The following is a 24827-nucleotide window of genomic DNA, read 5'->3' as shown; positions in this document are numbered from 1 at the left end:
GTCGGACCTGCCACCGTGATGGCGTGATCACCGACTTCCTGCTGGCCCACCGGTGGCTGATGCCGGCGGTGCTGGCGGCGTTCGTGGTCGTCGGCCCGTTCGCCGCGCCGGCCCTCGCCTCCCGCCCGCGCATCGCGTGGGCCCTGGCGCTGCTGTCGCTCCTCCCCCTCGCGGCGCTGACGCTCGTCCCGGTGGATCGCGAGCTCTTCTCGCGCTGCGAGGTCGGGTGGTCGCTGCCGACGCCCGCGCGCGTCGAGCTGTTCGCCAACCTCGTCCTGTTCGTGGCGCCCGCCTACCTGGCCGCCGTGGCCAGCCGCCGGCCCCTGGCCGCGCTCGCGGCGGCCTGCGTCCTGTCCGCGGGGATCGAGATGCTGCAGGCGCTCGTGCCGGCGATCGGCCGTTCGTGCGACACGAGCGATTGGCTCGGCAACGCGCTCGGGGCGGTCGTGGGCGTGGGGCTCGCGGCCGTCGCCCTGCGCCGGCACCGACGGCGGGGGACGCGCGAGCCGCTGCCCGCCTGACCGCGCACGCCGGTACGGTGCCGCCCATGCTCGCGCTCGGTCTGGTCTTCGCGGGGATCGGCGCCGCGATCCACGTCTACATCTTCGTCCTCGAGTCGTTCTGGTGGACGACGCGGGCGCGGGCCGTCTTCGGCACCACCCCCGACCAGGCCGAGGCGACGCGCGAGCTCGCCTACAACCAGGGCTTCTACAACCTCTTCCTGGCGATCGCCGTGGCCGCCGGCATCGTCTTCGCGGCGGCCGGGAACGAGACCGTCGGCGGGACGCTGGTACTCACGGGCGCCGGGATGATGGTCGCCGCCGGCCTGGTGCTGCTGGCTTCGTCGCCGGACAAGGCGCGCTCGGCGCTCATCCAGCTCGGCGCGCCGGCGGTCGGCGTGGTGCTGACGGCGATCGCGCTGGCGGGCTGAGCCGGCGCGCCGTCTCCGGCATCGCCACCCCGACGTTCGGCCCACGCCGCCGGTCGACAGGGGCGCCGCTCAGGCGTCCACCAGCTTCACCGCCGGCGGCACGAGCGACGCGAGCGCCGCCGCGTCGGCGGTCCCCGGCGCCGCCGTCCAGACGACCATGCGCAGGTCGGTGCCGAGGAACTCCGTCACGTCGCAGTCGACGGTGATGGGCCCCGCCGTGCGGTGGCGGAAGGTCTTGCGCGAGGTCGCCGGCAGAGCGGCCGGGGCGTGCTGCCAGAGCGCGGCGAAGCGCTCCGACGCCGCGCGCAGCTCGGCGACGATCGCGCGCACGCCCGGGTCGTCGGGATGGCGGCCGAGCTGCAGGCGCAGGTCGCCGACGATCTGCCGCTCGTACAGGGCGGTGTGCTCGGCGTCGCGCTCCACCCAGAGGGGGCCGAGGAACTGGTTGCGGGCCGCGTTGTCGCCCACGATCCGCTCGGAGAGGAGGGCCCGCGTCAGGGCGTTGGCCGCCACGACCGTCCACGCCGGGTCGAGCACCAGGACCGGGACGTCGCGGAACCGCGCCACGATCCGCTCGACGGACGGCGTCAGAGCCCGGACCGCGATCCCGCCGCCGGCCCCGGCGTGGCCGGCGACCCGGTACAGGTGCGCGGCCTCCACGTCGTCCAGCCGCAGCGCCCGGGCCAGCGCCGCGACGACCGACGGGGAGGGGGCGGTGGCGCGACCCTGCTCGAGGCGCATGAGGTAGTTGACCGAGATCCCGGCCCGCTCCGCGACCTCCTCGCGCCGCAGTCCCGGAGCGCGACGCGGACCGTCGCCGACCAGGCCCACCTCGGCAGGCACCAGCCGGTCCCGCCACGCGCGCAGGCACTGGGCGAGATCGGTCTCCACGCCGTCGATGATGGCACCGCGGCCAGGCGGCCCCGTGGCGTGGCGGGCCACCGCTTCGGTCCTCCGCGCCGACCGGTCGTGGCCGCGGTGCCCCGTCGCCGCCGGTCCGCCCGGGTGGGACTCCCCGGCCCATGGTGGCCGCGACCGCCGCCGAGCACCATGTCCTCCATGCCCATCACCCTCATCACCGGCGGCAACAAGGGCCTCGGCCGCGAGGCCGCCCGCCGCCTGGTCGCCGCCGGCCACGACGTCTGGATCGGCGCCCGCGACCCGGAGCGCGGCCGCGAGGCCGCCGACGCGATCGGTGCGCGCCACGTGCAGCTCGACGTGACCGACGACGCCAGCGCCGCGGCGGCGGCGCAGCACGTGGCCGCGGCGACCGGCGGCGTGCTCGACGTGCTCGTCAACAACGCGGGCGTGGGCGGCAGCCAGGCGCCCGTCCCCGAGGTGACCGTCGCCGAGCTCGAGGAGGTCTACGCGGTGAACGTGTTCGGCCCCGCCCGCGTCTTCCGCGCCTTCCTGCCGCTGCTGACGGCCGCCCCGCACGGCGTCGTCGTCAACGTGTCGAGCGGCCTGGGGTCGCACGAGGTCACCTCGACGCCCGGCCGCATCGAGAGCACGTTCCAGGCCCCCGCCTACACGTCGTCGAAGGCGGCGCTGAACATGCTGACCAGCCAGTGGGCCGCCGCGCTGCCGTCCTTGCGGATCAACGCCGTCGACCCCGGCTACACCGCGACCGACTTCAACGGCCACAGCGGCCCGCAGACCGTCGAGGAGGGCACGGACGCGATCGTCACCGCGGCGTCCTTCGGCCCCGACGGCCCGACGGGCACGTACTTCGACCGGCACGGCGCCATCGGGTGGTGAGCCGCCGGCCGGCGGATCGGGGCCGCCCCGGTCCGCACCGCCCGCGGATGGCCTGCGGGTCGGAGCGCGACCGTCGCCCGCGCCGGGCCGCCCTACCCCACCTTCCGCAGGCTGCGCGCGAGCGCGTACATCTCCTTCGGCGACAGCTCGTCCGTCAGGGTGTTCGTGATCCAGTAGGTGCCCGACGGCGCCTGCCACAGCAGGCGGCGGATGTTCTTGCCGTCGTACTGCACGCGCCAGGTGCGGCCGCCCAGCCGCACCGCGTCGGTGGCCAGGGCCAGGATCGGCGGGCTCTTCCACGTCGTGCCCTCGACGCCGTAGTACTGGCCGTTGTCGCCGGTCGTGGCGACGATGCGGTAGCTCGGCCACTTCGGCTTGCGGTCCTTGCCGAGGATCCCGTAGCCGCGGGTCATCTCGTCCTCGTACGCGCCGCGGCCGTAGCGCAGCGTCGGCGCGTAGACGTCGACGCCGGAGACGCCGCCGCGGACCACGCCGGCGGAGCGCTCCATGCCCGCGGTGTCGGTGGTCAGCGAGGCGGGCGTGGCCGCCTTCAGGCGCTTCGCGCGCCGCTTGCGGGGCTTGCCGCCGGACGTCTTCTTCGCGGGCCGCTTCGTCTTCTGCTTCGCCACCTCGGGGTGCAGGAACTGCTGCCGGGCCCGGGCCAGCGCCTGCGGGGTCGTGAGGACGTCGCCGGAGTCGTCGTCGGCGTCGGACAGGTCGCCGAGCTTGATCCGCGCCGTCGGCTTGTCCGTCACGTACAGGCCCAGCTTGGCCAGGGCGAGCAGGCGGCGCGGCGAGCCCGCGACGTTCGTGTTGACGTACTTGCCGACCTTCTGGACCAGGTCGCCGGTGATCGCCTCCATCGGGTCGATCTGCGAGCGCACCTCGGCGATGTAGTTGGCCTGCCGCGCCTCGCGGATGAAGTCGCTGTCCTGCACGCGGAAGCGCACGTACGCCAGCGCGGCCTGGCCGCACAGCAGCTGGTAGCCGGCCGGCTGGTCGATCTGCGCGTGTCCGCTGTTGGGCGGCACGAAGTACTTGCGGTCGACCTCGGCGTACAGGCAGCCGAAGTAGTTGACGAGCTGCGCGAACGCGTCGAACTTGACCGAGATGACGTCGTTGATCCGGAACGGGTCGGCGGGCGTGCCGAGCAGCGTGTTGCGGATCGTCTTCGTCAGCTTCGTCGCCCCGCCCTGCGCCCACGCGGAGTTCAGCTTGTCCTGCCCGGGCGGGCCGAGCGACGGCACGCGCAGGTCGCGCGGCAGCGACAGCATCGTCGTCGCCTTCGCGTCCGGGTCCAGCCGCACCAGGATCATGGTGTCCGACCGGCTCTTCGCGTCCTTGCCGTCGGAGTACCGGTGGTCCAGGCCGGTCAGCAGGATCGTCTGCGCGGCGCCCGGCTTCGGCTTGTCGAGGATCCGCTCGGTGCTCGGGTCCAGGTGGCCCAGCGGCGCCGCGATCCGGCGCGCCTCGTGGTCGATCCCCGTGGCGACGGCGGTGCCGACGGTCGCCACGACGACGACCCCGGCGAGCAGGATGCGGAGGGCGAGCCAGCGGCCGGGGCGGGGAGCGGGATGCACGTGGAGGATCCGAAGGGTCGGCGGGCGAGCGGCCCGCGGTCGGGCGTGGGCCGCCGTACGGCACACACGCGCGCGGATCATCGTAGGGCCCGCCGCCGGCCGGGACGCCGGTTCGCGACGGATCTCACGCCCGGGGTGGCGTGGCCCCGTGCGACCGGGCGCGTCGACGCTCGCGGAGTGGACGAACGGCGGGTGGCGGGCGTCGTCTACGCCGCGGCGCGCAGCCGCATCGTCAGCGTGCCGGCGTCCGGGTCCGCGTCGATCTGCACGTCCGGCACGTCGTCCGGGCCCAGCGCCCGCGGGTGCGTGCCGCCGCAGGCGAACGCGACGGCCGCGTCGCCCGCCGTCGAGGACCAGCGGCGGCGGTCGGCGAGCGCGCACGCGCCGGGCTCGAGCGCGATCGCCGGCGACGCGCCCAGCCACGCCTCCAGGTCCGCCCGGACGGCGTCGCGCAGCGCCTCCGGGTCCGCCAGGGCCGCCGGGACGAAGCCCTTCTTGCGCAGCGACTTGCCGGCGCGATACTCGTCGACGCTGCCGTCCGCGGCGATCGTGCTGCGCTCCATCGCCAGGGCGTCGAAGTCGACCGTCCCCAGGCTGTCGGCGCGGCCCGGATCCTTGCGCCACGCGCCGGCGGCGGCGAGCGCGCGGTTGAGGGCCAGTGCGCCGAAGTGGCAGACGGAGTGCGCGCGCGAGAGGGCCGCGCGCCGCGCCTCGTCGACCCGCAGCTCGATCTCGTCGCCGACCGCCGGGGCCGACGCCGCGGGGACGTGGTGGACCACGCAGGCCACGGCGCCCTCGGCCGCCCCGTCCGCGTCCACGATCGCGCCGTCCTGCAGCGCGCCCTCGGAGCACGTGGCCTGGACGGTCTCGCCGCCGACGGTCACCGCGATCGCGTCGGCGGGCTGATCCGGCCAGCGCGGGCTCTCGGGGTGGCACGGCGTGCGGTCGACGACGACGTCCGCGACGTCGCCGCGGACCCGCACGGCCAGGACGCGGGCGCGCTCGTGCACGTTGCCGGCGGGATAGGTGATGAGCGGGTCGGCCATGCGGGCTCCTTCGACGACGGGGACCGCCGCCATCTTGCCGCCCCGGGCCGCCGGTCAGCCCGCCGGCGCGGGCAGCGCCGCGAGCGCGTCGACCAGCGGCGCCAGCTCCGGCACCTCGCGTGCCTCGTCCAGGGCCTCGCGCAGCACGCGGTCGTGCGTCGGCCGGGCCGCAGCGAGCAGCTCCTGCCCGGCCGGGGTCACCTCCGTGTAGATGCCCCGACGGTCGGTCGGGCACAGGTAGCGCGAGAGCAGCCCGCGGTCCTCCAGGCGCGTGACCAGGCGGGTCGTCGCGCTCTGCGACAGGACGGCCGCGGCGGACAGCTGCTGCATCCGCATGTGGTGCTCCTCCTGGCGGCTGAGGACGTCGAGCACCGTGTACTCGGAGACGCTCACACCGTGCTCGGCCGCGAGGGCCTTCGCCAGACGTCCGTCGATGCGGTCGTGCAGGGCCGCGAGCGTGCGCCATCCCTGGGCGCGGGCCTCGGCGGCATCGGCGGGCATGGTCATCGGGGCGTCTCCCTCACGGCAGGCAGGTTGCGTCCAGCTGCGCGGCGTGCAACGATAAGCCGCGTCAGCAATAGCCCGCGTCCGAAACTATTTCGCTCGCGGGTTGTCGCTCTCGTCTCTCCACGTTACCGCCACCCCGAGGTCACCACCATGCCTCTCGCGCTGCTCGCCCTCGCGATCGGCGCCTTCGGGATCGGCACGACCGAGTTCGTCATCGCCGGTCTGCTGCCCGAAGTCGCCGCCACCTTCGACACGTCCGTCCCCACCGCCGGCCTGCTCATCTCGGGCTACGCCCTCGGCGTGGCGATCGGCGCCCCGCTCATCACCGCCGCCACCACCCGGCTGCCGCGCAAGGCCGTGCTGCTCGGGCTGATGGGGCTGTTCATCGCCGGCAACCTCGTCTCGGCCGTCGCGCCGACGTACGCGGTGATGCTCGTCGGCCGGATCCTCGCCGCCCTCTGCCACGGCGCGTTCTTCGGCATCGGCTCGGTCGTCGCGGCATCCGTCGTCGCCCCCGAGCGCCGGGCGCAGGCCATCGCGCTGATGTTCACCGGGCTGACGCTCGCCAACGTTTTGGGCGTCCCGCTCGGCACGCTGCTGGGCCAGCACCTCGGCTGGCGCTCGACCTTCTGGGTCGTCACCGGCCTGGGCGTCGTCGCGTTCCTCGGCATCGCGGCGCTCGTGCCGCACCAGCCCGGCTCGACGGCCGGCCTGCGCGGCGAGCTCGCCGCCTTCCGCCGCCCCGGCCTGTGGCTCGCGTTCGCGATGACCGCCCTCGGCTACGGCGGCGTCTTCGCCACGTTCACGTTCGTCGCGCCGATGATGACCGAGGTCGCCGGGTTCTCCGACGGCGCGATCACCCCGCTGCTCGTCGTCTTCGGCGTCGGGCTGGTGCTCGGCAACCTGTTCGGCGGCCGGCTCGCGGACCGCGGCCTGATGCCCGCGCTGCACCGCATCTTCGCCGGCCTGCTCGTCGTCGCGGTCGTCTTCGCGTTCACCGCGCACTCGCAGGTCGGCTCGATCGTCACCCTCTTCGCGTTCGGCTTCGCCGGCTTCGCGACGGTGCCGCCGCTGCAGTCGCTCGTCCTGCGCCACGCCCCCGGGGCGCCGATGCTCGCGTCGGCGGGGAACATCGCCGCGTTCAACCTGGGCAACGCCCTCGGCGCGTGGCTCGCGGGCCTGGCCATCTCGGCCGGCCTGGGCTACACGAGCCCCAACTGGGTCGCGGCCACGATGGTCGCCGCCGCCCTCGGCGTCGCCGCGGTCGCCAGCCGCCTGGAGCGCCGCGACACCACCGCCGCCGCCGGCGCGCCCGCCGGCGCGGCCGCCTGATTCCCACCCCCGACCGGAGGCCCCCATGACCGCCCTCTCCCCCGCCGTCCCCACCGTCGCCCTGAACGACGGCCGCACGACCCCGCAGCTCGGCTACGGCGTCTTCCAGATCCCCGAGGACGCGACCGAGGCCGCCGTCCTGGCCGCGCTCGAGGCCGGCTACCGGCACCTCGACACCGCCGCGATCTACGGCAACGAGGCCGCCGTCGGCCGCGCCATCGCGGCGTCCGGCGTCCCGCGCGACGAGCTGTTCGTCACCACGAAGCTGTGGATCGACGGGCACGGCCGCGAGGAGGCGCCGCGCGCGTTCGCCGCCAGCCTCGACCGCCTGGGCCTGGACCACGTCGACCTGTACCTGATCCACTGGCCCGTGCCCGCGACCGACCGCTACGTCGAGACGTGGCGCGCGCTGGCCGACCTGCGCGCCGACGGCCGCGCGCGCTCGACCGGCGTCTCCAACTTCACGTCCGCCCAGCTGGCGCGCGTGATCGACGAGACGGGCGTCGTGCCCGCCGTCAACCAGGTCGAGCTGCACCCGCTCCTGCCGCAGGACGAGGTCCGCGCCGCCAACGCCGCCCGCGGCGTCGTCACGCAGGCCTGGAGCCCGCTCGCCCAGGGCCGCCTGGACGGCGATCCGACCGTCGCGCGGATCGCCGCGAAGCACGGCGTCGCGCCTGCGCTCGTCCTGCTGCGCTGGAACCTGGACCAGGGGAACGTCGTGCTGACGAAGTCGGCGACGCCGGCGCGGATCCGGCAGAACCTCGACGCGCTCACGCTGGCGCTGGACGCGGAGGACGCGGCGGCGCTGGCCGGCCTGGCGACGGGCGAGCGCGGTGGCCCGGACCCGGAGACGTTCGCGGGCTGAGGGTCGGGCGGGTCGGGGCGCCCGACGGTCGCCCGGCGCAGTCAGCCGACGCAATACGGGCGCACCCGCCGCCCGTAGCGTGCCCCGCAGTCCCCCGCTCTCCCCGAACCCCCCGAGGCCCCCATGCCCTACGTCACCGTCGGCCACGAGAACTCCGCGCCGATCGAGCTGTACTACGAGGACCACGGCGACCCGTCCGCGCCGCCCGTCGTCCTGATCCACGGCTTCCCGCTCAGCGGCGCGTCGTGGGAGAAGCAGCTGCCGCCGCTGCTCGCCGCCGGCCACCGCGTCATCACGTACGACCGCCGCGGCTTCGGCAAGTCCAGCCAGCCCGCCGTCGGCTACGACTACGACACGTTCACCGCGGACCTCGACGCGCTCCTGACGGCGCTCGACCTGCAGGACGTCGCGCTCGTCGGCTTCTCCATGGGCACGGGCGAGGTGACGCACTACATCGGCACCCGCGGCACGTCGCGCGTGCGCAAGGCCGCGCTGCTCGGCGCGATCCCGCCGTTCCTGCTGCAGACCGACGACAACCCCGAGGGCGTGCCCGGCGACGTCTTCACGGGCATCGAGGACGCGATCAAGGCCGACCGCCCCAGCTACCTGACGGCGTTCCTGGCGGACTTCAACAACGTCGACGACCTCGGCCCGGCCCGCATCACCGACGAGGCCCTGCGCGGCCAGTGGCAGGTCGCCTACGGCGCGTCCGGCGTCGCGACGCTCGCCTGCGTGCAGACGTGGCTGACGGACTTCCGCGCCGACATCGAGAAGTTCGACGTGCCGACGCTGCTCGTCCACGGCACCGCCGACCGCATCCTGCCCCTCGACGCCACCGCCGGCCGCCTGCCCGCGATCTTCGAGCGCATCGGCACGCCGCTGACGCACGTCTTCGTCGAGAACGCCCCGCACAACCTCGGCTGGACCCACGCGGACGAGCTGAACGAGGCGCTCGTCTCGTTCCTCGCGGACTGAGGGGGCGGGCGGGGCGGCTGGCCGCGCCACGGCGCCGATCGGGCGCCCCGGACCCGGCCGCGCGCGCCGGAACCGGGGTCGGCCGCGCCACGGCGCCGGTTCCGCCCCCCCGGGTGGCCCTCACGGGGTCACGATCCCGCCCTCGCGCGGGTCTACCCTCGATCCATGGAGCAGGACAACGCCCTCGGAGCCTTCCTCCGCGCCCGGCGCGAGCAGGTGCAGCCGGAGGACGTCGACCTGCCCGCGTTCGGGCGGCGGCGCGTGCCGGGGCTGCGGCGCGAGGAGCTGGCGATGCTCGCCGGCGTCTCCAACGCGTACTACGTGCGGCTGGAGCAGGGGCGCGACCGGCATCCCTCGCCGCAGGTGCTCGAGGCGCTCGCGCGGGCGCTGCAGCTCGACGAGAGCGCCACGCGGCACCTGCACTCGCTCGCCGCGCCCGCGCCGCGGCGCCGTCGGCCGAGCCCGAAGCCCGAGCGCGTGCGGCCCGAGCTGGCGCGGCTGCTGGACCAGCACCTGGACGCGCCGGCGTTCGTCTTCGGCCGGCACCTCGACATCCTGGCCGCGAACGCGCTGGCGGGCGCGCTGCACCCGTCGTTCCGCGTGGGCCGCAACGTCGTGCGGGACGCGTTCCTGGACGACGAGGTCCGCGCCCAGTTCGCGTGCCCGGAGCGCGCAGCGGCGGGCTGCGTGGCCGCTCTCCGCGCGTCGGTCGGCGCCGACGTCGACCACCCGCGCCTGGTCGAGCTCGTCGGCGAGCTGTCCCTGAAGAGCGACGAGTTCCGCCGCCTGTGGGCGCGGCACGAGGTGCGGGAGAAGGCGTCGGGCGTCAAGCGCTTCCTCCACCCGCAGCTCGGCGAGCTCGAGCTGGGCTACCAGTCCTTCGCCGTCTCGGGCGCGGACCGGCAGCTGCTCGTCACGTACTACGCACAGCCGGGGACGCCGGCCGAGCGGTCCCTCGACCTGCTGCGCACCCTCGCCGCGCCCTCGCCGGCGGCGCAGCGGGCAGCGGACGCCGCGCCGGCCGACCCGTCGGCACCGGCCGCCTGACCGCCGTCAGCTGCGCGGCGGTGATCTCCAGCGTGGGGGCCACGTCGGCCCCCTGCGTCGCCTTCTCGCGCGCGCTCGTGCGGCGCGCGGCGGGGGCGACGAGCCCGCGCACGTAGTCGGCCTCGGCCGCTCGGGCGGCCCGCTGCCAGCGCAGCGTCTCGGTCGTGCGATCCATGGGGACCATGCTGTCGCGCGCGGACGGTGGTAGCCAGAGCCCTGCGGAGCGTGGGAGCGGCAGGGTCACCCTCGGGGGTGCCGGGTGTGCATGGGGGCCGGGCGGCGGCTCGCGATGGGGCGGCCGTGGCCCGGCGGACCGACCCGCGGCGAGGCGGCCGGGCCGCGGGCCGCCGCATCCGCGCCGGACCGGGGCGTCCGCCGCAGCACCGGACGGCTGCCGAGGGCCCGACCGTCCGCCGCAGGCCGCGATCGGCCCCCGCAGGACCAGTCGCGAGCCGCGGGACCAGTCGCGAGCCGCGGGACCAGTCGCGAGGCGCAGCCGCCGTTGAGTTCGGGATCATGCCGCTCCAGGCGGCACGATCCCGAACTCAACTCGCACCCGCCCGCCCCTCGTCCGTAGCCTTCCCCCGCGTGCGATCCGGAACCATCAGCGCCGCGCTGCGTGGCACCATCACCGGCCTGGCGGCCGAGGCGACCCACGATCAGGGCACGGCCATCGCGGCGGCGATCGAGGACGTCCTCGATCAGCGGGGCCTGCAGTCGCCGTTCGGCGGCGCGCACCCGTGGGGCGCCGCCGGCACGGCGAGCGCTCCCGCCCCGGACGGCGCGCTCGGCCTGCTCGGCGCGTTCGCCGGCGTGCTCGCGGGCGACGGGACCACCGTGCCCCCGGCCGCCGGCGTCGGCGCGGTGTGGGCCGGCGTCGAGGCCCTCGGACCCGTCGAGGTCGTCGACGCGACGGTCTCGGTGCCGCTGTGGGCCCTCGCCTCCGGGGTCTCCGACGCCACGGGCTGGCTGCTGCACGGCGCGCCGGGCGGCACCGCCGACGCGGCCGGGGACGCGTGCGCGGTCCGGGTCGACGGCGCCGAGCTCGGCGATCCGCGCCTGTCCGGTGCGCTGCGCGACGGCTTGACGGGTGCGCTCGGCGCCGTGGACGCCCCGGCGGACGTCCTCGCCGCGCTGCGGCAGGCCGAGGCCGCGGCGCCGACGCCCTACCGCGAGCACGGGCGGAGCGGCTCTCCCGTCTGCGTGGTCGTGCCGACAGGGCGATGGAGCAGCGCGCTCGCCGAGGCGCTGGTCACCGAGGTGCTGGCGAGCTGCCTCACCGTCGGGATGACGGGCGACGTCGCGGTGACGGCGCGCGGGCTGGGACCGGAGCACCGGCCGGCGGCGAGCGTCCGCGCGTAGCGCGACCGGACCGCGGACCGGCGGACGAGCGTCTCGGGAACGAGTTCGGGATCAGGCCGCCTAGAGCGGCTCCATCCCGAACTCAACGGTTGCGTCCTGCCCCGTCGCCGCATCGCCCCGCGCCGCATCGCCCCGCGCCGCATCGCCCCGCGCCGTATCGCCCCAGCTGCCGCGCGCCGCGCCGTCGGCCCCGGCCCTCCCCCACGCCGCCCGGCGCCGTCCCAGCCGGTCCCGCCGCGCCGCCCGCCCCGCCCCGCTCGCGCCCCGCCCCGCCCGGCGACGCACCCCCGTCCGCCCGGCCCCCTACCCCGCCTCCGCCGGCCGCCGCCGCGTCACCTTCTGCCGCATCCGGGACTGGCGGTCGAGGACCATCAGCGTCTTCGTCGCGGTCACCTTCCCGCTGCCGCGCAGGGTGTTGACGAAGCGCTGCAGCTCGTGGACGTCGCTCACGCGCACGCGGACGATCGCGTCGGGGTCGCCCGCCGTCGTGCAGACCTCCTGCGTCTGCGGCATCGCCATCACGGAGCGGACGACCTCCTCCGTGTCGACGTGGCCGGGCATCCGCAGCTCGAGGAACGCCTCGAGCGCCGGCTCGACCTTGCTCTGGTCGAGCACGACCGTGTAGCCCACGATCACGCCGAGCAGCTCCATCCGGTCGATCCGGCGCTTGACCGGGGCCGGCGACAGGTGCACCGCGGCCGCGATGTCGCGCACCGTCCGCCGGGCGTCCTCCTGCAGCAGCTCGAGGATCCGGTGGTCGGTGTCGTCCAGGCCGACGTGCTCCGCCATGCGGCGCACGCTAGCGCGAACGTGCGAGTTCGTTGCGCCGACACGCCGGTCGACGAACCTTTCGTGCGTGGCGGTGCCGCTTCGCACGCCGGACGCGACACGGTGATGCCGATCACAGATCGTGCGGTCATGTTCCAGGTCTCCGGGTCGCCGCATCCCCTCGACGTCCGCCGGCCGATCGCGCGTCCCGGCGTGACGCTCGAGGACCGCTACGAGGCCGAGGGCGGTCCCGCCCTGATGTCCGGCATCCAGGCGCTCGTGCGCTCGCTGCTCGACGTGCGCCGCCTGGACGCGGCGCGGGGGCGCAACACGGCCGTCTTCGTCTCGGGGTACCAGGGCTCGCCGCTCGGCGGCCTGGACCAGGAGCTCATGCGCAACCGGAAGCGCCTGGACCCGGCGGGGATCGTCTTCACCCCCGGCATCAACGAGGAGCTCGCCGCCACCGCGGTCGGCGGCAGCCAGCTGCTCGACGAGCTCGAGGGCCGGCGCCACGACGCCGTCACCGGCTTCTGGTTCGGCAAGAGCCCGGGCCTGGACCGCGCGGCCGACGCGATCCGCCACGCCAACCTGGCCGGCACCGCCCCGCTCGGCGGCGCCGTCGCGTGGATCGGCGACGACCCGTCGAGCAAGTCCTCCACCGTCCCCAGCTCGTGCGAGCCGATCTGCCGCAGCCTGCACGTGCCGCTGCTCGCGCCCGGCACGATCGAGGAGCTGCTGCAGGCGAACCTGCACGCCGTCGAGATGTCGCGCCACGCCGGCTGCTGGACCGCCGTGAAGATCGTGGCGGACATCGCCGACGCGTCCGCCACCGTCGACGTCGGCGTCGCGGACGGCATCGTCCCCGCGCTGCCGCCGCGCGAGCCGCACGCCCGTCCCGTCCTGCTGCCGCCGACGAACCTCGACGCCGAGCTGGACCTGATGACCGCCCGCCTGGACGGCGCCCGCGAGTACGCGGCGGCGGCCGGGCTGAACCGCGTCGTGTCCGGCCCGACCGACCGCTGCCGCCTGGCGGTCGTCGCCGCCGGCGTGCCGTTCCAGTCCACGCTCCGTGCGCTCGAGGACCTGGGCCTGGACGAGGCCGCCCGCGACCGCCCGGGGATCCGTCTGGTCCAGCTGATGATGCCGTGGCCGCTCGACCGCGACGAGATCCGCCGCCTGACCGCGGGCGCCGAGACGGTGCTCGTCGTCGAGGACAAGCTGCCGTTCCTGGAGACGCTCGTCCGCGACGCGCTGTACCGCGCGCCGCACGCCCCCGAGGTCGTCGGCAAAGAGGACGCGGACGGCCGCCGCCTGCTGACGCCGCGCAGCGCGCTGTCGGCCGACGACGTGGCGCGGGCGCTCGTGCACGTCCTCGGCGACGACGGCCTGCCGGCGTCCGCGCACGCCCGGATCGCCGCGCTCGACGCCCCCGCCGTCGCCGGATCGCCGCTGCCCAAGCGCACCCCCTACTTCTGCTCCGGCTGCCCGCACAACACCTCCACCCGCGCGGACGCCGGGCAGCTCGTCGGCGTCGGCATCGGCTGCCACGTCATGGTCGCGCTGGACGGCGACCGCCGCGGCCAGCTGCTCGGCATGCCGCAGATGGGCGGCGAGGGCGCGCAGTGGATCGGCCTGGCGCCGTTCACGGACGACCCACACTTCGTGCAGAACATGGGCGACGGCACGTTCCACCACTCCGGGTCGCTCGCCGTGCGCGCCGCGGTGAACGCCGGCGTGCGGATGACGTTCCGCCTGCTCTACAACGACGCGGTCGCGATGACCGGCGGGCAGAAGCCGCAGGGCAACATCGCCATCCCCGACCTGACCCGCTGGTTCGCGCTCGAGGGCGTGCGCCGCGTGATCGTCACGACGCCCGAGCCCGACCGCTACGACGGGATCGCGCTCGACCCGATCGCCACCGTGCGCCACCGCGACGAGATCGCCGACGCGCAGCGCGAGCTGGCCGACGTCGACGGCGTGACGGTCCTGATCCACGACGACGAGTGCGCGACGGAGAAGCGCCGCCGTCGCAAGCGCGGCCTGCTGACCGCGCCGAAGCAGCGCATCCGCATCAACGAGCGCGTCTGCGAGGGCTGCGGCGACTGCGGCGAGAAGTCGTCCTGCCTGTCCGTGCTGCCGGTCCCGACGGAGTTCGGGCGCAAGACGCAGATCCAGCAGTCCTCCTGCAACCAGGACTTCAGCTGCACCAAGGGCGACTGCCCGTCGTTCCTGCGCGTCACGCCCGGCGAGACCGCGCCGGCCAAGCGCACGCCGCCCGCGCTGCCGTTCGCGCCGCCGGATCCGTCGCCGCGCGTGGCCGAGGACGTGCTGATCCGCATGCCCGGCGTCGGCGGCACCGGCGTGGTGACGACCTCGCAGATCCTGCAGATGGCCGCGCACCTGGACGGGCGCCACGCCGCCGGGATCGAGCAGACCGGCCTGGCGCAGAAGGGCGGTCCGGTGCTGTCCGACGTGCGGATCTCGCCGCGGCCCATCCTGGGCCAGCTGCGCGCGTCGTCGCACCGCGCCGACGTGCTGCTGGGCCTGGACCTGCTCGGCGCCGCGGCGCCCGACACGCTCGGCGTGTGCGACCCGCGCCGCACCGTCGCGATCGTCAACACGCACCTCACCCCGACGCCGCAGCAGATCATCGACCCGCACGCCGCGACGACCTCGCCGAGCCGGCCGCTGCGCCGGATCCGCCAGGCGACGAACGCTGCGGCCGAGCTGACCCTGGACGCCGGCGCGCTCGCCGAGCGCCTGTTCGGCGACCACATGCCCGCGAACATGCTGCTGGTCGGCGCCGCGTGGCAGCACGGCACGATCCCGATCGGCCTGGAGGCCATCGAGGGGGCGATCCGCCTGAACGGCGCGGCGGTCGAGAGCAACCTGGCCGCCTTCCGCTGGGGCCGCGCCGCCGCGGCGAACCCCGAGGCCGTCGAGGCCGCCCTGACGGTGGCGCCGCCCGCTCCGCCCGAGACGCGCGCCCACCGCCGCGGCCGCGCGCTCGTCGCCGGCTCGTCCGCCCAGGGCGAGCTGCGCCGGCTGCTCGAGGTCCGCGTGCCGGAGCTCGTCGCGTTCGGCGGCGCCGACGCCGCGCGGGAGTACCTGCGCGAGGTCGAGCGGGTCGCCGCGATCGAGCGCCAGCGCACCGGCGGGACGAGCACGGCGGTCGCCGAGGCGTACGCCCGCGGCCTGCACAAGCTCACCGCGTACAAGGACGAGTACGAGATCGCCCGCCTGCACCTGGACGAGCTGGAGCGCGCCCGGACGAGCGAGGAGTTCGGCCCGGACGCGAAGGTCGAGATCCTGCTGCTGCCGCCGACCCTGCGGTCGCGCGGTCTGAAGCGCAAGATCGCCCTCGACGGCCGCTGGGCGTACCCCGTCCTGCGCGCCCTGACCGCCGGCCGGCGCCTGCGCGGCACGCGGATGGACCCGTTCGGCCGCGCCGAGATCCGCCGGCTGGAGCGCGAGCTGCCGGGCGAGTACCGCGCCCTCGTCGCCGCCGCCCTGGAGCACCTGACCGCCGACAACGCCGCCCAGGTCGCCGCGATCGCCGACCTGGCCGACGTCGTCCGCGGCTACGAGGACGTGAAGCTGCGCAACGTGGCGCTCTTCCGCGAGCGGGCGGCGCGGATGCTCGACGACCTGGCCGCCGGACGCGTGCGGAAGACGACGGTCGAGCTGCCGATGGTGCGCGTGGGCTGAGGGGGGGCTGCCGGGTCGCCGCGGTGGTCGTTCGGCGGGCCGACGGGTAGCGGGTGGCCGGGCCGGCCGGCCAGGCGGGGCGATCCGCGTCGCCGGCAGGCAGTCGGAGCCGACTCGTTTCGGCGAGTCGGGGGCAGGCACGGCCGACTCGTTTCGGCGAGTCGGGGGCAGGCGGGGTCGATGCGCGTCGGCACCCCGCCGGTGGGGACGATGCGCGTCGAAATGCGACGCCGATCGGCCCCGCCCCGCGACCGCCGACGCCGATCGTCCCCGCGGCCGCCCCGTCCCGGCGCGCCCCGCCGCCCGCCGCCCGCCGCTCACTCCTCCGCGGCGAGCGTCACCAGCCGGCGCACGAACGCGTCGCGCTCGCGCGCGGGGATGCGGCCGAAGACCTCGGCGTCGACGGCCTCGACCGCCGGCAGGGCCGCCGCCAGCCGCGCGCGGCCCTCGTCCGTCAGCCCCACGCAGCGGGCGCGGGCGTCGTCGGGATGGGGCTCGCGGCGGACCAGGCCGTCCGCCTCGAGCCGGCGCAGCACCTGGCTGGTCATCATCGGATCGGTGCCGGCGGTGGTCGCGACCACCGTCTGCGTCGCCGCGCCGTCGCCGTGCTCCTCGTGCCACCAGGCGACGGTCAGGAGGACGAACTGCACGTGGGTGAGGCCCAGCGGCTCGAGGGCCGCGCGCACGCGGCGCTGCCACGCGAGGGTGGCGCGCCACAGGGCCAGGCCGGGCGAGTCGCCGGCGGAGAACGTGGTGGTGGGTCCGGGGCTCACGCGGTCTCGGCGACGCGGACGAGCGTCGCCACCGCAGAGCCTAGGCTCTGGCGGATCTGGTCGACGATCGACGCCGCGACGGGACCGGAGCCCTCGACCCGCGCGCGGTGCGTCACGCGGACCCGACCGTCGCCGAGCGGCTCGAGGCGGTGCTCCAGCCGCACCGTCCCGCCGGGGAACGGCGTCTCGTCCGAGTAGCCGCGGCCCGTATCGACGGCGGTCAGGGTGAACGCCAGCGGCGGACGGCCGTGGACGGCCAGGGTGCCGGGAGTGCCGGGCGCGAACGGCCCGTCGAGCGTGACGGCGTCGAGCGCGTGGTCCCAGGAGGTCCAGGCGGCGACGTCGGACCAGAGCGCCCAGACGCGGGCGGGATCGGCGGTGGTGTCGATCGACGCGGCGATCTCGAGGGCGGGGGCGGCGGGAGCGGCATTCATCATGCGCGCATATTACATGCGCGCATATCTTTCGCCGCGCGCCGGATGCCCCGGGACGGGCGACCTACCGGCGCGCCGGACGCCCCGGAACGACGTGCGCCCCCGGTGAGGCGGGGGCGCACGGGTCGCGATGCGGGGCCCGGCGCGCGAGGGAGCGCGCCGGACGGCCGCGGTCTACGCCGCGCGGGCGACGACCGAGGGCGCCTGGGCGCGCTCGGCGCGGGCGGCCGCGATGCGCTCGGCGGCGAGCGCCTCGGCCGCCGCGAGCGGCGTGACGCCGGTCTCGCGCGCGGTCGTGAGCACCCCGGCGATCCGGTCCCCGATCAAGGCCAGCTCGGTCCGGAGGTGCGTCGCGTCCCAGCCCATCCGCACGCCGTGCATGTGGATGACCCCGCCGGCGTTGGCGACGAAGTCCGGGACGTACGTGATGCCGCGCTCGACCAGGCGGTCGGCCACGGCGGGGAAGGCGAGGGTGTCGTTCGCGGCGCCGGCGACGATGCGGCAGCGCAGGCGCTCGACGGTCGTGGCGTCGATCACACGGGCGATCGCGCACGGGGCGAACACGTCGACGTCGGCGTCGAGCACCGCGTCGGGGGCCACGACCTGACCGCCGAGCGCGCCGGCCACGTCCGCGGCGCGGGCGGCGTCGACGTCGGACAGCAGCACGGTGCCGCCGGCGCGGGCGACGTCGCGGGCGAGCGCCGCGCCCACGTGGCCGGCGCCCTGGACGAGGACGCGGACCCCGGTCAGGTCGTCGCGGCCGTCGACGACGCGGACGGCGGCGCGCAGCGCCTCGAACACCCCGGCCGCGGTGGCCGGCGAGGGGTCCTCGCCCGACGTGATGCCGGCGCCGGCGCGCGCCATCGTCGCCAGGTCGTCCGTGGTGGTGCCCATGTCGACGCCCGGCACGTACGCGCCGCCCAGGCGGGCGACGAAGCGGCCGAACGCGCGCATGAACGCGGTGCGGTCGGCGACGGGCCCGGTGTTCAGGATCACCGACTTGCCGCCGCCGTACGGCAGGCCCGCGGCGGCGTTCTTGCGCGTCATCGCGGCGGCCAGGCGCTGCGCCTCGGTGATCGCGGCGGCCGACGACGGGTACGCCTTGTAGCGGACGCCGCCGAGCGCCGGACCGAGGGTGGTGTCGTCGACGGCGATCGCCGCCCGCAGGCCGGTCTCCTCGTCGTGGCAGAGGACGAGCTGCTCGCTGCCCCACGGCGCGACGCCCGCGGCGTCGTCCGCCCCCTCCGTGCCTGGCCGCGTGCTCATGGAGGCCATGCAACCGGGCGACCGGAGCGGACGCAACGACGAGGGCCCGACCCGCAGGCCCGCGCAACTTCCGTTCGCCACGCGCTCCGCCCACGCATCTTCCTGCCGCAGGACGACCGTCATGGCGCGGCGAGCGCCGTCGTCGCGGGGCCCGTGAGCGACCTCACATCGCCGCACCTCGGCAGGGGCCCCGTCCGGCGCTACGTTCGAAGGGTGCGGCGGTTCATCTCCAGACTCCTCGCCGCCGGGCTCTCCGCCGGCGTGGTCCTCGTGTGGTGGCCCCACGTGTTCAGCGACACGGACAGCGCGGCCTCGTGGGTGGCGCGCGGCCTGTTCTGGACGCTGATCAGCGAGCTGCTGGCGATGGGCTTGGGCCCGCTCGAGGAGCTCTTCTGGACCCAGACGCGCGCGGGCCGTGCCCTGGCCGCCGGCGCGGCGCGGCTGCACGAGCGGGCGCTCGACGACGCGCCCGTCCGTCGTCGCACGACGCTGGTGTGCGTCGTGGCCCTGACCACCCTGGCGCTGCCGATCGGCCTGATCGCCCAGGGCCAGCCGGTCGCCCCCGCCACGCCCCCGGCCGTCGTGCGCGTCACGAAGGTCGTGCGCCCGGTGACCGTGCGGCGCGTGACCACCACCGTGCAGCAGGCGCCGTCAGCCGCCGGGGTCGGCGCGGCCGACGCGGCGGCGCCCACGCGGACGGTGACGACCGTCGTCCGCGGCGCGGACCGGCCCGCGTCCGCGGAGCGCCAGCCCCGCGGGGAGCAGGTCGCTCGCGGCGGCGCGGACCGGCCGTCCCGCACAACCACGGCCCCGCAGACGACCGGGACGACCGGCACCCCGGCCGGGGTCGACGGGCCGTCCGCGGCCGCCGCCGCGCCCGCGAAGCCGCCCGAGCCCCCGGCCGCGGGCGGCGCCGGGGAGGGCGAGCGGGAGGACGCCGCCGCGCCCCGGCTGGCCGCGAACGCCGCGCTGCCGTCCTGACCCGTCCGGCCCAGCCGCCCGGCCCGGACCGGCCCGCCGCCCGACCCGGCCCGCCGCCCGGCCCGGCCGGGCCCGCCGACGGGGCCGGCGCGACGCCGCGCCGTCCCGGGCGGCGCTACCCGGCGGCCAGCCCCAGCTGCTCGGCGGTCTGCTCGCGCATGAGGTTCTTCTGCACCTTGCCCGTCACGGTCATGGGGAAGTCCTCCACGCACAGGACGTAGCGCGGGATCTTGTAGTGCGCCAGGCGCCCCGTGCAGAACGCGCGCACCGCGTCGGCGTCGAGCTCGTCCGCGCCCGGGCGCACGCGGATCCACGCGCACAGCTCCTCGCCGAAGCGCTCGTCCGGCACGCCGATGACCTGCGCGTCCTCGACGTCGGGGTGGGTGTAGAGGAACTCCTCGATCTCGCGCGGGTAGACGTTCTCGCCGCCGCGGATGACCATGTCCTTCGAGCGGCCGACGATCTCGAGGTAGCCCTCCTCGTCCATCGTCGCCAGGTCGCCCGTGTGCATCCAGCCGGCGGCGTCGATCGCCTCGGCGGTCTTCTCGGGCTCGTCCCAGTAGCCGAGCATCACGGGGTAGCCGCGGGTGCACAGCTCGCCGGTCACGCCGCGGGGGACCGGCAGCCCGGTCGAGGGGTCGATCACCTGCACCTCGACGTGCGGGCCGACGCGGCCGACGGTCCCGACGCGGCGGTGCAGCGGGTCGTCCCGGCGGGTCTGCGTCGACACCGGCGAGGTCTCCGTCATGCCGTAGCAGATGGACACCTCGGCCATGTGCATCTCCTCGACCACGCGCTTCATCACCTCGCGCGGGCACGGCGAGCCGGCCATGATGCCGGTGCGCAGCGACGAGAGGTCGTGCTCGCCGAACGAGGGGCCGGCGAGCATCGCGATGAACATCGTCGGCACGCCGTAGAGCGACGTGCAGCGCTCCTCCGCCGCCGCGCGCAGCGTCGCGGCCGGGTCGAAGCCGGGCGCCGGTATGACGATGCAGGCCGCGTGCGTGACGGCCGCCAGGTTGCCCATCACCATGCCGAAGCAGTGGTAGAAGGGCACGGGCACGCAGATGCGGTCGTGCTCGGTGTAACCGCACAGCTCGCCGACGAAGAAGCCGTTGTTGAGGATGTTGTGGTGCGTGAGCGTGGCACCCTTCGGGAAGCCCGTCGTGCCGCTCGTGTACTGGATGTTGATCGGGTCGTCCGCGCCCAGCGTCGCGGCGCGGTCGCGAAGCGCCGCGGGGTCGGGGCCGTGACCGGCGAGCGCGTCCCACTCGGTCGTGCCCAGGACGACGACGTCCTCGAGCGCGTCCAGCTCGCCGCGCACCTCGGACACCATCGCCACGTAGTCGCTCGTCTTGAAGCTCGGCGCCGTGACGAGCAGGCGCACCCCGGACTGGCGCAGCGCGAAGGCGAGCTCGTGCGTGCGGTACGCGGGGTTGACGTTGACGAGGATCGCGCCGATCTTCGCCGTCGCGTACTGCACGAGCAGCCACTCGACGCGGTTGGGCGCCCAGATGCCGACGCGGTCGCCGGCCGCGATCCCCCGCGCCAGCAGCCCGGTCGCCAGGCCGTCGACGGCGCGGTCGAGCTCGGCGTACGTCAGCCGCACGCCCTGGTCGCACGCGACGACCGCCGGCCGGTCGGGGTGCTCGCGCGCCGCGCGCTCGAGGGCCTCGCCGATCGTGTCGCCCAGCAGCGGCGTGGCGGACGGGCCGTGGGCGTAGGAGCGCTGCGTCATCGGGGCACCTCGGGACGGTCGGGGACGGGCGCGCGGGCCATGGCCGACGCTACATCCGGAACAGCGGACGGTGGGGCGGATCGAGCGGCGCGTTCGCGCACGCGTCGAGGGCCAGGCCGAGCACGCGGCGGGTGTCGCGCGGGTCGATGACGCCGTCGTCCCACAGCCGTGCCGACGCGTAGACGGGGTTGCCCTGCGCCTCGAACTGGTCGCGGAGCGCGTCGCCGAACGCCTGCCGCTCGTCGGCCGGCCATTCCTCGCCGCGCGCCGCCAGCTGCTCGTCGCGGACGGTCGTCAGCACGGTCGCGGCCTGCTCGCCGCCCATCACCGAGATCCGCGCGTTCGGCCACATCCACATGAAGCGCGGCGAGTACGCGCGGCCGCACATCCCGTAGTTGCCGGCGCCGTACGAGCCGCCGACGACGACGGTCAGCTTCGGCACCCGCGCGCACGAGACCGCGGCGACGAGCTTGGCGCCGTCCTTCGCGATGCCGCCGGCCTCGTACTCCTTGCCGACCATGAAGCCGGCGACGTTCTGCAGGAACAGCAGCGGGATGCCGCGCTCGTCGCACAGCTCGACGAAGTGCGCGCCCTTCAGTGCCGACTCGCGGAACAGGATCCCTTGGTTGGCGAGGATCCCGACGGGGTGGCCGTGCAGGTGCGCGAAGCCGCAGACGAGCGTCTCGCCGTAGAGCGGCTTGAAGGGCTGGAAGCGGCCGCCGTCGACGAGCCGCTCGATCACCTCGCGCGCCTCGTACGGCTCGCGCGGGTCGGTCGGCACGACGTCGAGCAGGCCGTCGGGGTCGAGCGCCGGCGGCTCGGGGGCGCGGACCTCCCAGGGCGCGACGGTGCCCGCGGGCGCGACCCCGTCCGGCCCGGCCGCGCCGGGGTACGGCTGCCGGCCGCGCGGCAGGGTGTCGACGATGCGGCGGACGAGCTGCAGCGCGTGCGCGTCGTCCTCGGCCAGGTGGTCGACGACGCCGGACGTGCGGGCGTGCAGCTCGGCGCCGCCCAGCTCCTCGGCCGTGACGGTCTCGCCCGTCGCGGCCTTCACCAGCGGCGGGCCGCCGAGGAAGATCGTCCCCTGCTCGCGCACGATCACCGTCTCGTCGCTCATCGCGGGCACGTACGCGCCGCCCGCGGTGCAGGAGCCCATGACGGCGGAGATCTGCGCGATGCCCTCGCGCGACATCCGCGCCTGGTTGAAGAAGATGCGGCCGAAGCCGTCGACGCCGGGGAAGACCTCGTCCTGGCGCGGCAGGAACGCGCCGCCCGAGTCCACCAGGTAGACGCACGGCAGGCGGTTCTCGAGCGCGATCTCCTGCGCGCGCAGGTGCTTGCGGACCGTGAGCGGGTAGTAGCTGCCGCCCTTTACCGTCGCGTCGTTGGCGACGATCATCACCTCGCGGCCGTGGATCCGGCCGATGCCGGCGACGACGCCCGCGGCGGGCACGTCGTCCTCGTAGACCTCCTCCGCCGCGAGGGGTGCGAGCTCGAGGAACGGCGAGAACGGGTCGATCAGGCGGTCGACGCGCTCGCGCGGCAGCAGCTTGCCGCGGGCGACGTGGCGGTCGCGCGCGCGGGCGCCGCCGCCCCCGGCGATCCGCTCCAGGCGGCCGCGCAGGTCGGCGATCAGCGCCTCGTGCCGCTCGCGGGTGGTCGTGCCGGCCGCCGGCGCGTCGGCCGGCTGCTCCATCGCGCTGCTCATGCGTCCTCCTCCACGACCGCGAGCGCCTGCCCGCGCGCCACGTGCTCGCCGGCGGCCACGTGCACCGTGGTGAGCGTGCCGGCGTGCGGGGCGGCGACCTCCAGCTCCATCTTCATCGACTCCAGGACGAGCACCGGCTGGCCCGCGGTCACGCGGTCGCCGGGCTGCGCGCGGACGGACAGGACGACGCCCGGCAGCGGCGCGGTCAGGTCGCCCCCGCCCGCGGCGCCGCCCGCCGCCGCGTCGGGCGCGTCGCGCCAGCACCACGTGCCGGACGCGTCGTGCAGCCAGGTCCACGGGCCGTCCTGCGCGACCGTGGCGCGGGGGTCGGCGGCCACGCGGACGGGCGCGCCGGGGCCGTCCCCGTCCGGCTCGACCGCGACCAGCAGCGCGTCGCCGTCGGCGCGGGCGCGCAGGCGCAGGGCGCCGTCGTCGGGGTCGTGCAGCTCCAGGTGCGTCCAGCCGGGGACGCCGGCGCGCCACGAGTCCGCGGCAGCGAAGGCGCCGGGGCCCGCGGCGGCGGCCTGTGCGGCGTGACGGGCGGCGACCAGGCGGCGCGCCGCGGCCTCGCGGTCGGCGGCAGGCGGCGCGGCGAGCGCCGGGGCGGCCTGCGGGTCGGCGAGCAGCTCCTCGACGAGCGTCGTCGTCAGCGCGTCGCTCCGCACCTCGTCGCGGGCGAGCAGCCGGCGGAGGAACCCGGCGCCCGTCTCGACGCCCAGGACCACGAGGCCGCCGAGCGCGCGGTCCAGCCGCGCCAGCGCCTGCTCGCGGTCGCGGCCGTGCGCGATGACCTTCAGCAGCATCGGGTCGAACGACGTCGTCACCACGGTCCCCGTCTCGATCCCCGAGTCGACGCGCACGCCCGGGCCGCGCGGCTCGGCGTACGCGACGACCGGCCCGGTGGCGGGCAGGAAGCGCGCGCCGCCGTCGGCCAGCGCCACGCGCTCGGCGGTGATCCGGGCCTCGATCGCGTGGCCGGCGGGCGCGGGCGGCGCGCCGTCGAGCGCCTCGCCGTCGGCGATCGCCAGCTGCAGCTCGACCAGGTCCAGCCCGTGCACGAGCTCGGTGACGGGGTGCTCGACCTGCAGCCGGGCGTTCATCTCGAGGAAGAAGAACGGCCGCGCGCCGTCCGCGTCGCGCGCGCCGGAGACGTCGAGCAGGAACTCGACCGTCCCCAGGTTGCGGTAGCCGGCCGCGAGCGCCAGGCGCGTGGCGGCCTCGTGCAGCGCGCGCCGCTCGGCGGCGGTCAGGCACTGCGCGGGCGACTCCTCGAGCAGCTTCTGGTGGCGACGCTGCAGGCTGCACTCGCGCTCGCCGATCGCCCACGCGCCGCGGTGCGCGTCCACCGCCACCTGCACCTCGACGTGCCGCGCCGGGGTGACGAGGCGCTCGACGAGCAGCTCGCCGCGACCGAAGGCGGCCACGGCCTCACGGCGCGCGGCGTCGACGGCGTCCGGGATCTGCGCCGGGTCGTCGACCCGCCGCATGCCCTTGCCGCCGCCGCCCGCCGACGCCTTCAGCAGCAGCGGCAGCCCGGCGTCGGCGGCGAAGCGGGCGACCGCGTCGGCGTCGACGTCGTCGCCCTCGAGCCCCGGGACGACCGGCACGCCGGCCTGCGCGGCCGTCGCCTTCGACCGCGCCTTGTCGCCGAGCAGGTCGATCGCCGTCGGCGGCGGGCCGATCCACGTGATCCCCGCGTCCGCGAACGCCTGCGCGGCGTCCGCGCGCTCGGCCACGAACCCGTAGCCGGGGTGCACGGCGTCGCAGCCCTCGGCGACGGCCGCCGCGACGAGGGCATCGACCGCCAGGTACGGCGAGCCGCCGCCGTCCGGGACGGGCAGCGGCACCGCCCGGTCGCAGGCGCGCACGTGCGGCGCCCCGGCGTCCTCGGGCGCGTGCACGGCGACGGACTCGACGCCCAGGCGCCGCAGCGTGCGGGCGATCCGGGCGGCGATCTCGCCGCGGTTGGCGATCAGGACGCGGTCGGGCACGGGCGCGCGGCGGTCGGAGGTGCGGGGACGGGGCCCGCGGCGGCGGGCGGGGACGGC

At 76.2% G+C, this 24827-nt stretch carries 21 protein-coding genes; 10 read left to right on the top strand and 11 right to left on the bottom strand.

Annotated features, from left to right (window positions below; genetic code table 11):
• Positions 1-23: 23 nt before the first annotated feature.
• Both J3P29_RS17390 and J3P29_RS17385 read left to right on the top strand, forming a co-directional pair.
• Positions 24-521 carry a VanZ family protein gene (locus tag J3P29_RS17390; RefSeq protein WP_210495488.1) on the top strand — a complete coding sequence of 166 codons (498 nt, stop codon included), beginning with the start codon at positions 24-26 and terminating at the stop codon, positions 519-521.
• A 26-nt stretch (positions 522-547) separates the two neighbouring features.
• Complete coding sequence (locus J3P29_RS17385) at positions 548-931, top strand: DUF1304 domain-containing protein (RefSeq protein ID WP_210495487.1); 384 nt, start codon at positions 548-550, stop codon at positions 929-931.
• Between the two features lie 69 nt (positions 932-1000).
• Here J3P29_RS17385 and J3P29_RS20945 read toward each other — a convergent pair whose 3' ends face one another.
• Positions 1001-1822 (bottom strand): helix-turn-helix transcriptional regulator, encoded by an 822-nt coding sequence (locus J3P29_RS20945; protein ID WP_210495485.1) that lies wholly within the window; start codon positions 1820-1822, stop codon positions 1001-1003.
• 168 nt (positions 1823-1990) lie between these two features.
• Here J3P29_RS20945 and J3P29_RS17375 point away from each other — a divergent pair, with 168 nt between their 5' ends.
• The gene (locus tag J3P29_RS17375; protein ID WP_210495484.1) at positions 1991-2689 is read left to right on the top strand and encodes an SDR family NAD(P)-dependent oxidoreductase; all 699 of its coding nucleotides are present in this window, start codon (positions 1991-1993) and stop codon (positions 2687-2689) included.
• A 92-nt stretch (positions 2690-2781) separates the two neighbouring features.
• Here J3P29_RS17375 and J3P29_RS17370 read toward each other — a convergent pair whose 3' ends face one another.
• The 3 genes from J3P29_RS17370 to J3P29_RS17360 form a co-directional block, all read right to left on the bottom strand.
• Positions 2782-4269 carry an LCP family protein gene (locus tag J3P29_RS17370; protein ID WP_349239884.1) on the bottom strand — a complete coding sequence of 496 codons (1488 nt, stop codon included), beginning with the start codon at positions 4267-4269 and terminating at the stop codon, positions 2782-2784.
• A gap of 206 nt (positions 4270-4475) precedes the next feature.
• Positions 4476-5315, bottom strand: a complete 840-nt coding sequence (locus tag J3P29_RS17365) for a hypothetical protein (RefSeq protein ID WP_210495480.1) — start codon at positions 5313-5315, stop codon at positions 4476-4478.
• A gap of 54 nt (positions 5316-5369) precedes the next feature.
• Positions 5370-5822, bottom strand: a complete 453-nt coding sequence (locus J3P29_RS17360) for a MarR family transcriptional regulator (RefSeq protein ID WP_210495479.1) — start codon at positions 5820-5822, stop codon at positions 5370-5372.
• Between the two features lie 150 nt (positions 5823-5972).
• Here J3P29_RS17360 and J3P29_RS17355 point away from each other — a divergent pair, with 150 nt between their 5' ends.
• The 5 genes from J3P29_RS17355 (at position 5973) to J3P29_RS17335 (ending at position 11403) form a co-directional block, all read left to right on the top strand.
• Entirely contained in the window at positions 5973-7154 is a 1182-nt protein-coding gene (locus J3P29_RS17355) for an MFS transporter (protein ID WP_210495478.1), read from the top strand.
• A 25-nt stretch (positions 7155-7179) separates the two neighbouring features.
• Positions 7180-8019: an aldo/keto reductase gene (locus tag J3P29_RS17350; RefSeq protein WP_210495477.1), complete on the top strand. Its 840-nt coding sequence runs from the start codon at positions 7180-7182 to the stop codon at positions 8017-8019.
• A 123-nt stretch (positions 8020-8142) separates the two neighbouring features.
• The gene (locus tag J3P29_RS17345; protein ID WP_210495475.1) at positions 8143-8994 is read left to right on the top strand and encodes an alpha/beta hydrolase; all 852 of its coding nucleotides are present in this window, start codon (positions 8143-8145) and stop codon (positions 8992-8994) included.
• 165 nt (positions 8995-9159) lie between these two features.
• On the top strand, positions 9160-10041 hold the full coding sequence (locus J3P29_RS17340; RefSeq protein WP_210495474.1) for a helix-turn-helix transcriptional regulator: 882 nt from the start codon (positions 9160-9162) through the stop codon (positions 10039-10041).
• A 588-nt stretch (positions 10042-10629) separates the two neighbouring features.
• Positions 10630-11403 carry a hypothetical protein gene (locus J3P29_RS17335; protein WP_210495473.1) on the top strand — a complete coding sequence of 258 codons (774 nt, stop codon included), beginning with the start codon at positions 10630-10632 and terminating at the stop codon, positions 11401-11403.
• A 303-nt stretch (positions 11404-11706) separates the two neighbouring features.
• Here J3P29_RS17335 and J3P29_RS17330 read toward each other — a convergent pair whose 3' ends face one another.
• On the bottom strand, positions 11707-12192 hold the full coding sequence (locus J3P29_RS17330; RefSeq protein WP_210495472.1) for an Lrp/AsnC family transcriptional regulator: 486 nt from the start codon (positions 12190-12192) through the stop codon (positions 11707-11709).
• A gap of 129 nt (positions 12193-12321) precedes the next feature.
• On the opposite strand from J3P29_RS17330, the gene J3P29_RS17325 reads away from it, so the two are divergent.
• Positions 12322-15879, top strand: coding sequence for an indolepyruvate ferredoxin oxidoreductase family protein (locus J3P29_RS17325; protein ID WP_210495470.1), 3558 nt, complete (start codon positions 12322-12324; stop codon positions 15877-15879).
• 317 nt (positions 15880-16196) lie between these two features.
• On the opposite strand, the gene J3P29_RS17320 is transcribed toward J3P29_RS17325, so the two are convergent.
• From J3P29_RS17320 to J3P29_RS17310, 3 genes are all read right to left on the bottom strand, one after another.
• On the bottom strand, positions 16197-16652 hold the full coding sequence (locus J3P29_RS17320; RefSeq protein ID WP_210495469.1) for a MarR family winged helix-turn-helix transcriptional regulator: 456 nt from the start codon (positions 16650-16652) through the stop codon (positions 16197-16199).
• On the bottom strand, positions 16649-17089 hold the full coding sequence (locus tag J3P29_RS17315; RefSeq protein ID WP_210495468.1) for an SRPBCC family protein: 441 nt from the start codon (positions 17087-17089) through the stop codon (positions 16649-16651). Before J3P29_RS17315 ends, J3P29_RS17320 begins: the two co-directional genes overlap by 4 nt.
• Before the next feature lie 171 nt (positions 17090-17260).
• On the bottom strand, positions 17261-18352 hold the full coding sequence (locus J3P29_RS17310) for a Glu/Leu/Phe/Val dehydrogenase (RefSeq protein WP_210495466.1): 1092 nt from the start codon (positions 18350-18352) through the stop codon (positions 17261-17263).
• Between the two features lie 213 nt (positions 18353-18565).
• On the opposite strand from J3P29_RS17310, the gene J3P29_RS17305 reads away from it, so the two are divergent.
• Positions 18566-19333, top strand: a complete 768-nt coding sequence (locus J3P29_RS17305) for a hypothetical protein (RefSeq protein ID WP_210495465.1) — start codon at positions 18566-18568, stop codon at positions 19331-19333.
• Between the two features lie 115 nt (positions 19334-19448).
• Here the strand turns inward: J3P29_RS17305 and J3P29_RS17300 are convergent, their stop codons facing one another.
• The 3 genes from J3P29_RS17300 to J3P29_RS17290 are packed head-to-tail and all read right to left on the bottom strand — an operon-like array spanning position 19449 to position 24770.
• Positions 19449-21071 (bottom strand): AMP-binding protein, encoded by a 1623-nt coding sequence (locus J3P29_RS17300; protein ID WP_210495463.1) that lies wholly within the window; start codon positions 21069-21071, stop codon positions 19449-19451.
• Positions 21072-21120: 49 nt separating this feature from the next.
• Positions 21121-22779: a carboxyl transferase domain-containing protein gene (locus tag J3P29_RS17295; protein ID WP_210495462.1), complete on the bottom strand. Its 1659-nt coding sequence runs from the start codon at positions 22777-22779 to the stop codon at positions 21121-21123.
• Positions 22776-24770, bottom strand: a complete 1995-nt coding sequence (locus J3P29_RS17290; RefSeq protein WP_210495461.1) for a biotin carboxylase N-terminal domain-containing protein — start codon at positions 24768-24770, stop codon at positions 22776-22778. Before J3P29_RS17290 ends, J3P29_RS17295 begins: the two co-directional genes overlap by 4 nt.
• Positions 24771-24827: the final 57 nt, after the last annotated feature.

This window comes from Patulibacter sp. SYSU D01012 (assembly GCF_017916475.1).
Taxonomy (GTDB): Bacteria; Actinomycetota; Thermoleophilia; order Solirubrobacterales; family Solirubrobacteraceae; genus Patulibacter.
This window is presented reverse-complemented; position numbering and strand designations above follow the sequence as displayed.

Coding starts and splice junctions, on each gene's coding strand:
- J3P29_RS17385 (WP_210495487.1), top strand. CDS start 548: ATGCTCGCGCTCGGTCTGGTCTTCGCGGGGATCGGCGCCGCGATCCAC.
- J3P29_RS17375 (WP_210495484.1), top strand. CDS start 1,991: ATGCCCATCACCCTCATCACCGGCGGCAACAAGGGCCTCGGCCGCGAG.
- J3P29_RS17365 (WP_210495480.1), bottom strand. CDS start 5,315: ATGGCCGACCCGCTCATCACCTATCCCGCCGGCAACGTGCACGAGCGC.
- J3P29_RS17360 (WP_210495479.1), bottom strand. CDS start 5,822: ATGACCATGCCCGCCGATGCCGCCGAGGCCCGCGCCCAGGGATGGCGC.
- J3P29_RS17355 (WP_210495478.1), top strand. CDS start 5,973: ATGCCTCTCGCGCTGCTCGCCCTCGCGATCGGCGCCTTCGGGATCGGC.
- J3P29_RS17350 (WP_210495477.1), top strand. CDS start 7,180: ATGACCGCCCTCTCCCCCGCCGTCCCCACCGTCGCCCTGAACGACGGC.
- J3P29_RS17345 (WP_210495475.1), top strand. CDS start 8,143: ATGCCCTACGTCACCGTCGGCCACGAGAACTCCGCGCCGATCGAGCTG.
- J3P29_RS17340 (WP_210495474.1), top strand. CDS start 9,160: ATGGAGCAGGACAACGCCCTCGGAGCCTTCCTCCGCGCCCGGCGCGAG.
- J3P29_RS17330 (WP_210495472.1), bottom strand. CDS start 12,192: ATGGCGGAGCACGTCGGCCTGGACGACACCGACCACCGGATCCTCGAG.
- J3P29_RS17325 (WP_210495470.1), top strand. CDS start 12,322: ATGTTCCAGGTCTCCGGGTCGCCGCATCCCCTCGACGTCCGCCGGCCG.
- J3P29_RS17315 (WP_210495468.1), bottom strand. CDS start 17,089: ATGATGAATGCCGCTCCCGCCGCCCCCGCCCTCGAGATCGCCGCGTCG.
- J3P29_RS17310 (WP_210495466.1), bottom strand. CDS start 18,352: ATGAGCACGCGGCCAGGCACGGAGGGGGCGGACGACGCCGCGGGCGTC.
- J3P29_RS17300 (WP_210495463.1), bottom strand. CDS start 21,071: ATGACGCAGCGCTCCTACGCCCACGGCCCGTCCGCCACGCCGCTGCTG.
- J3P29_RS17295 (WP_210495462.1), bottom strand. CDS start 22,779: ATGAGCAGCGCGATGGAGCAGCCGGCCGACGCGCCGGCGGCCGGCACG.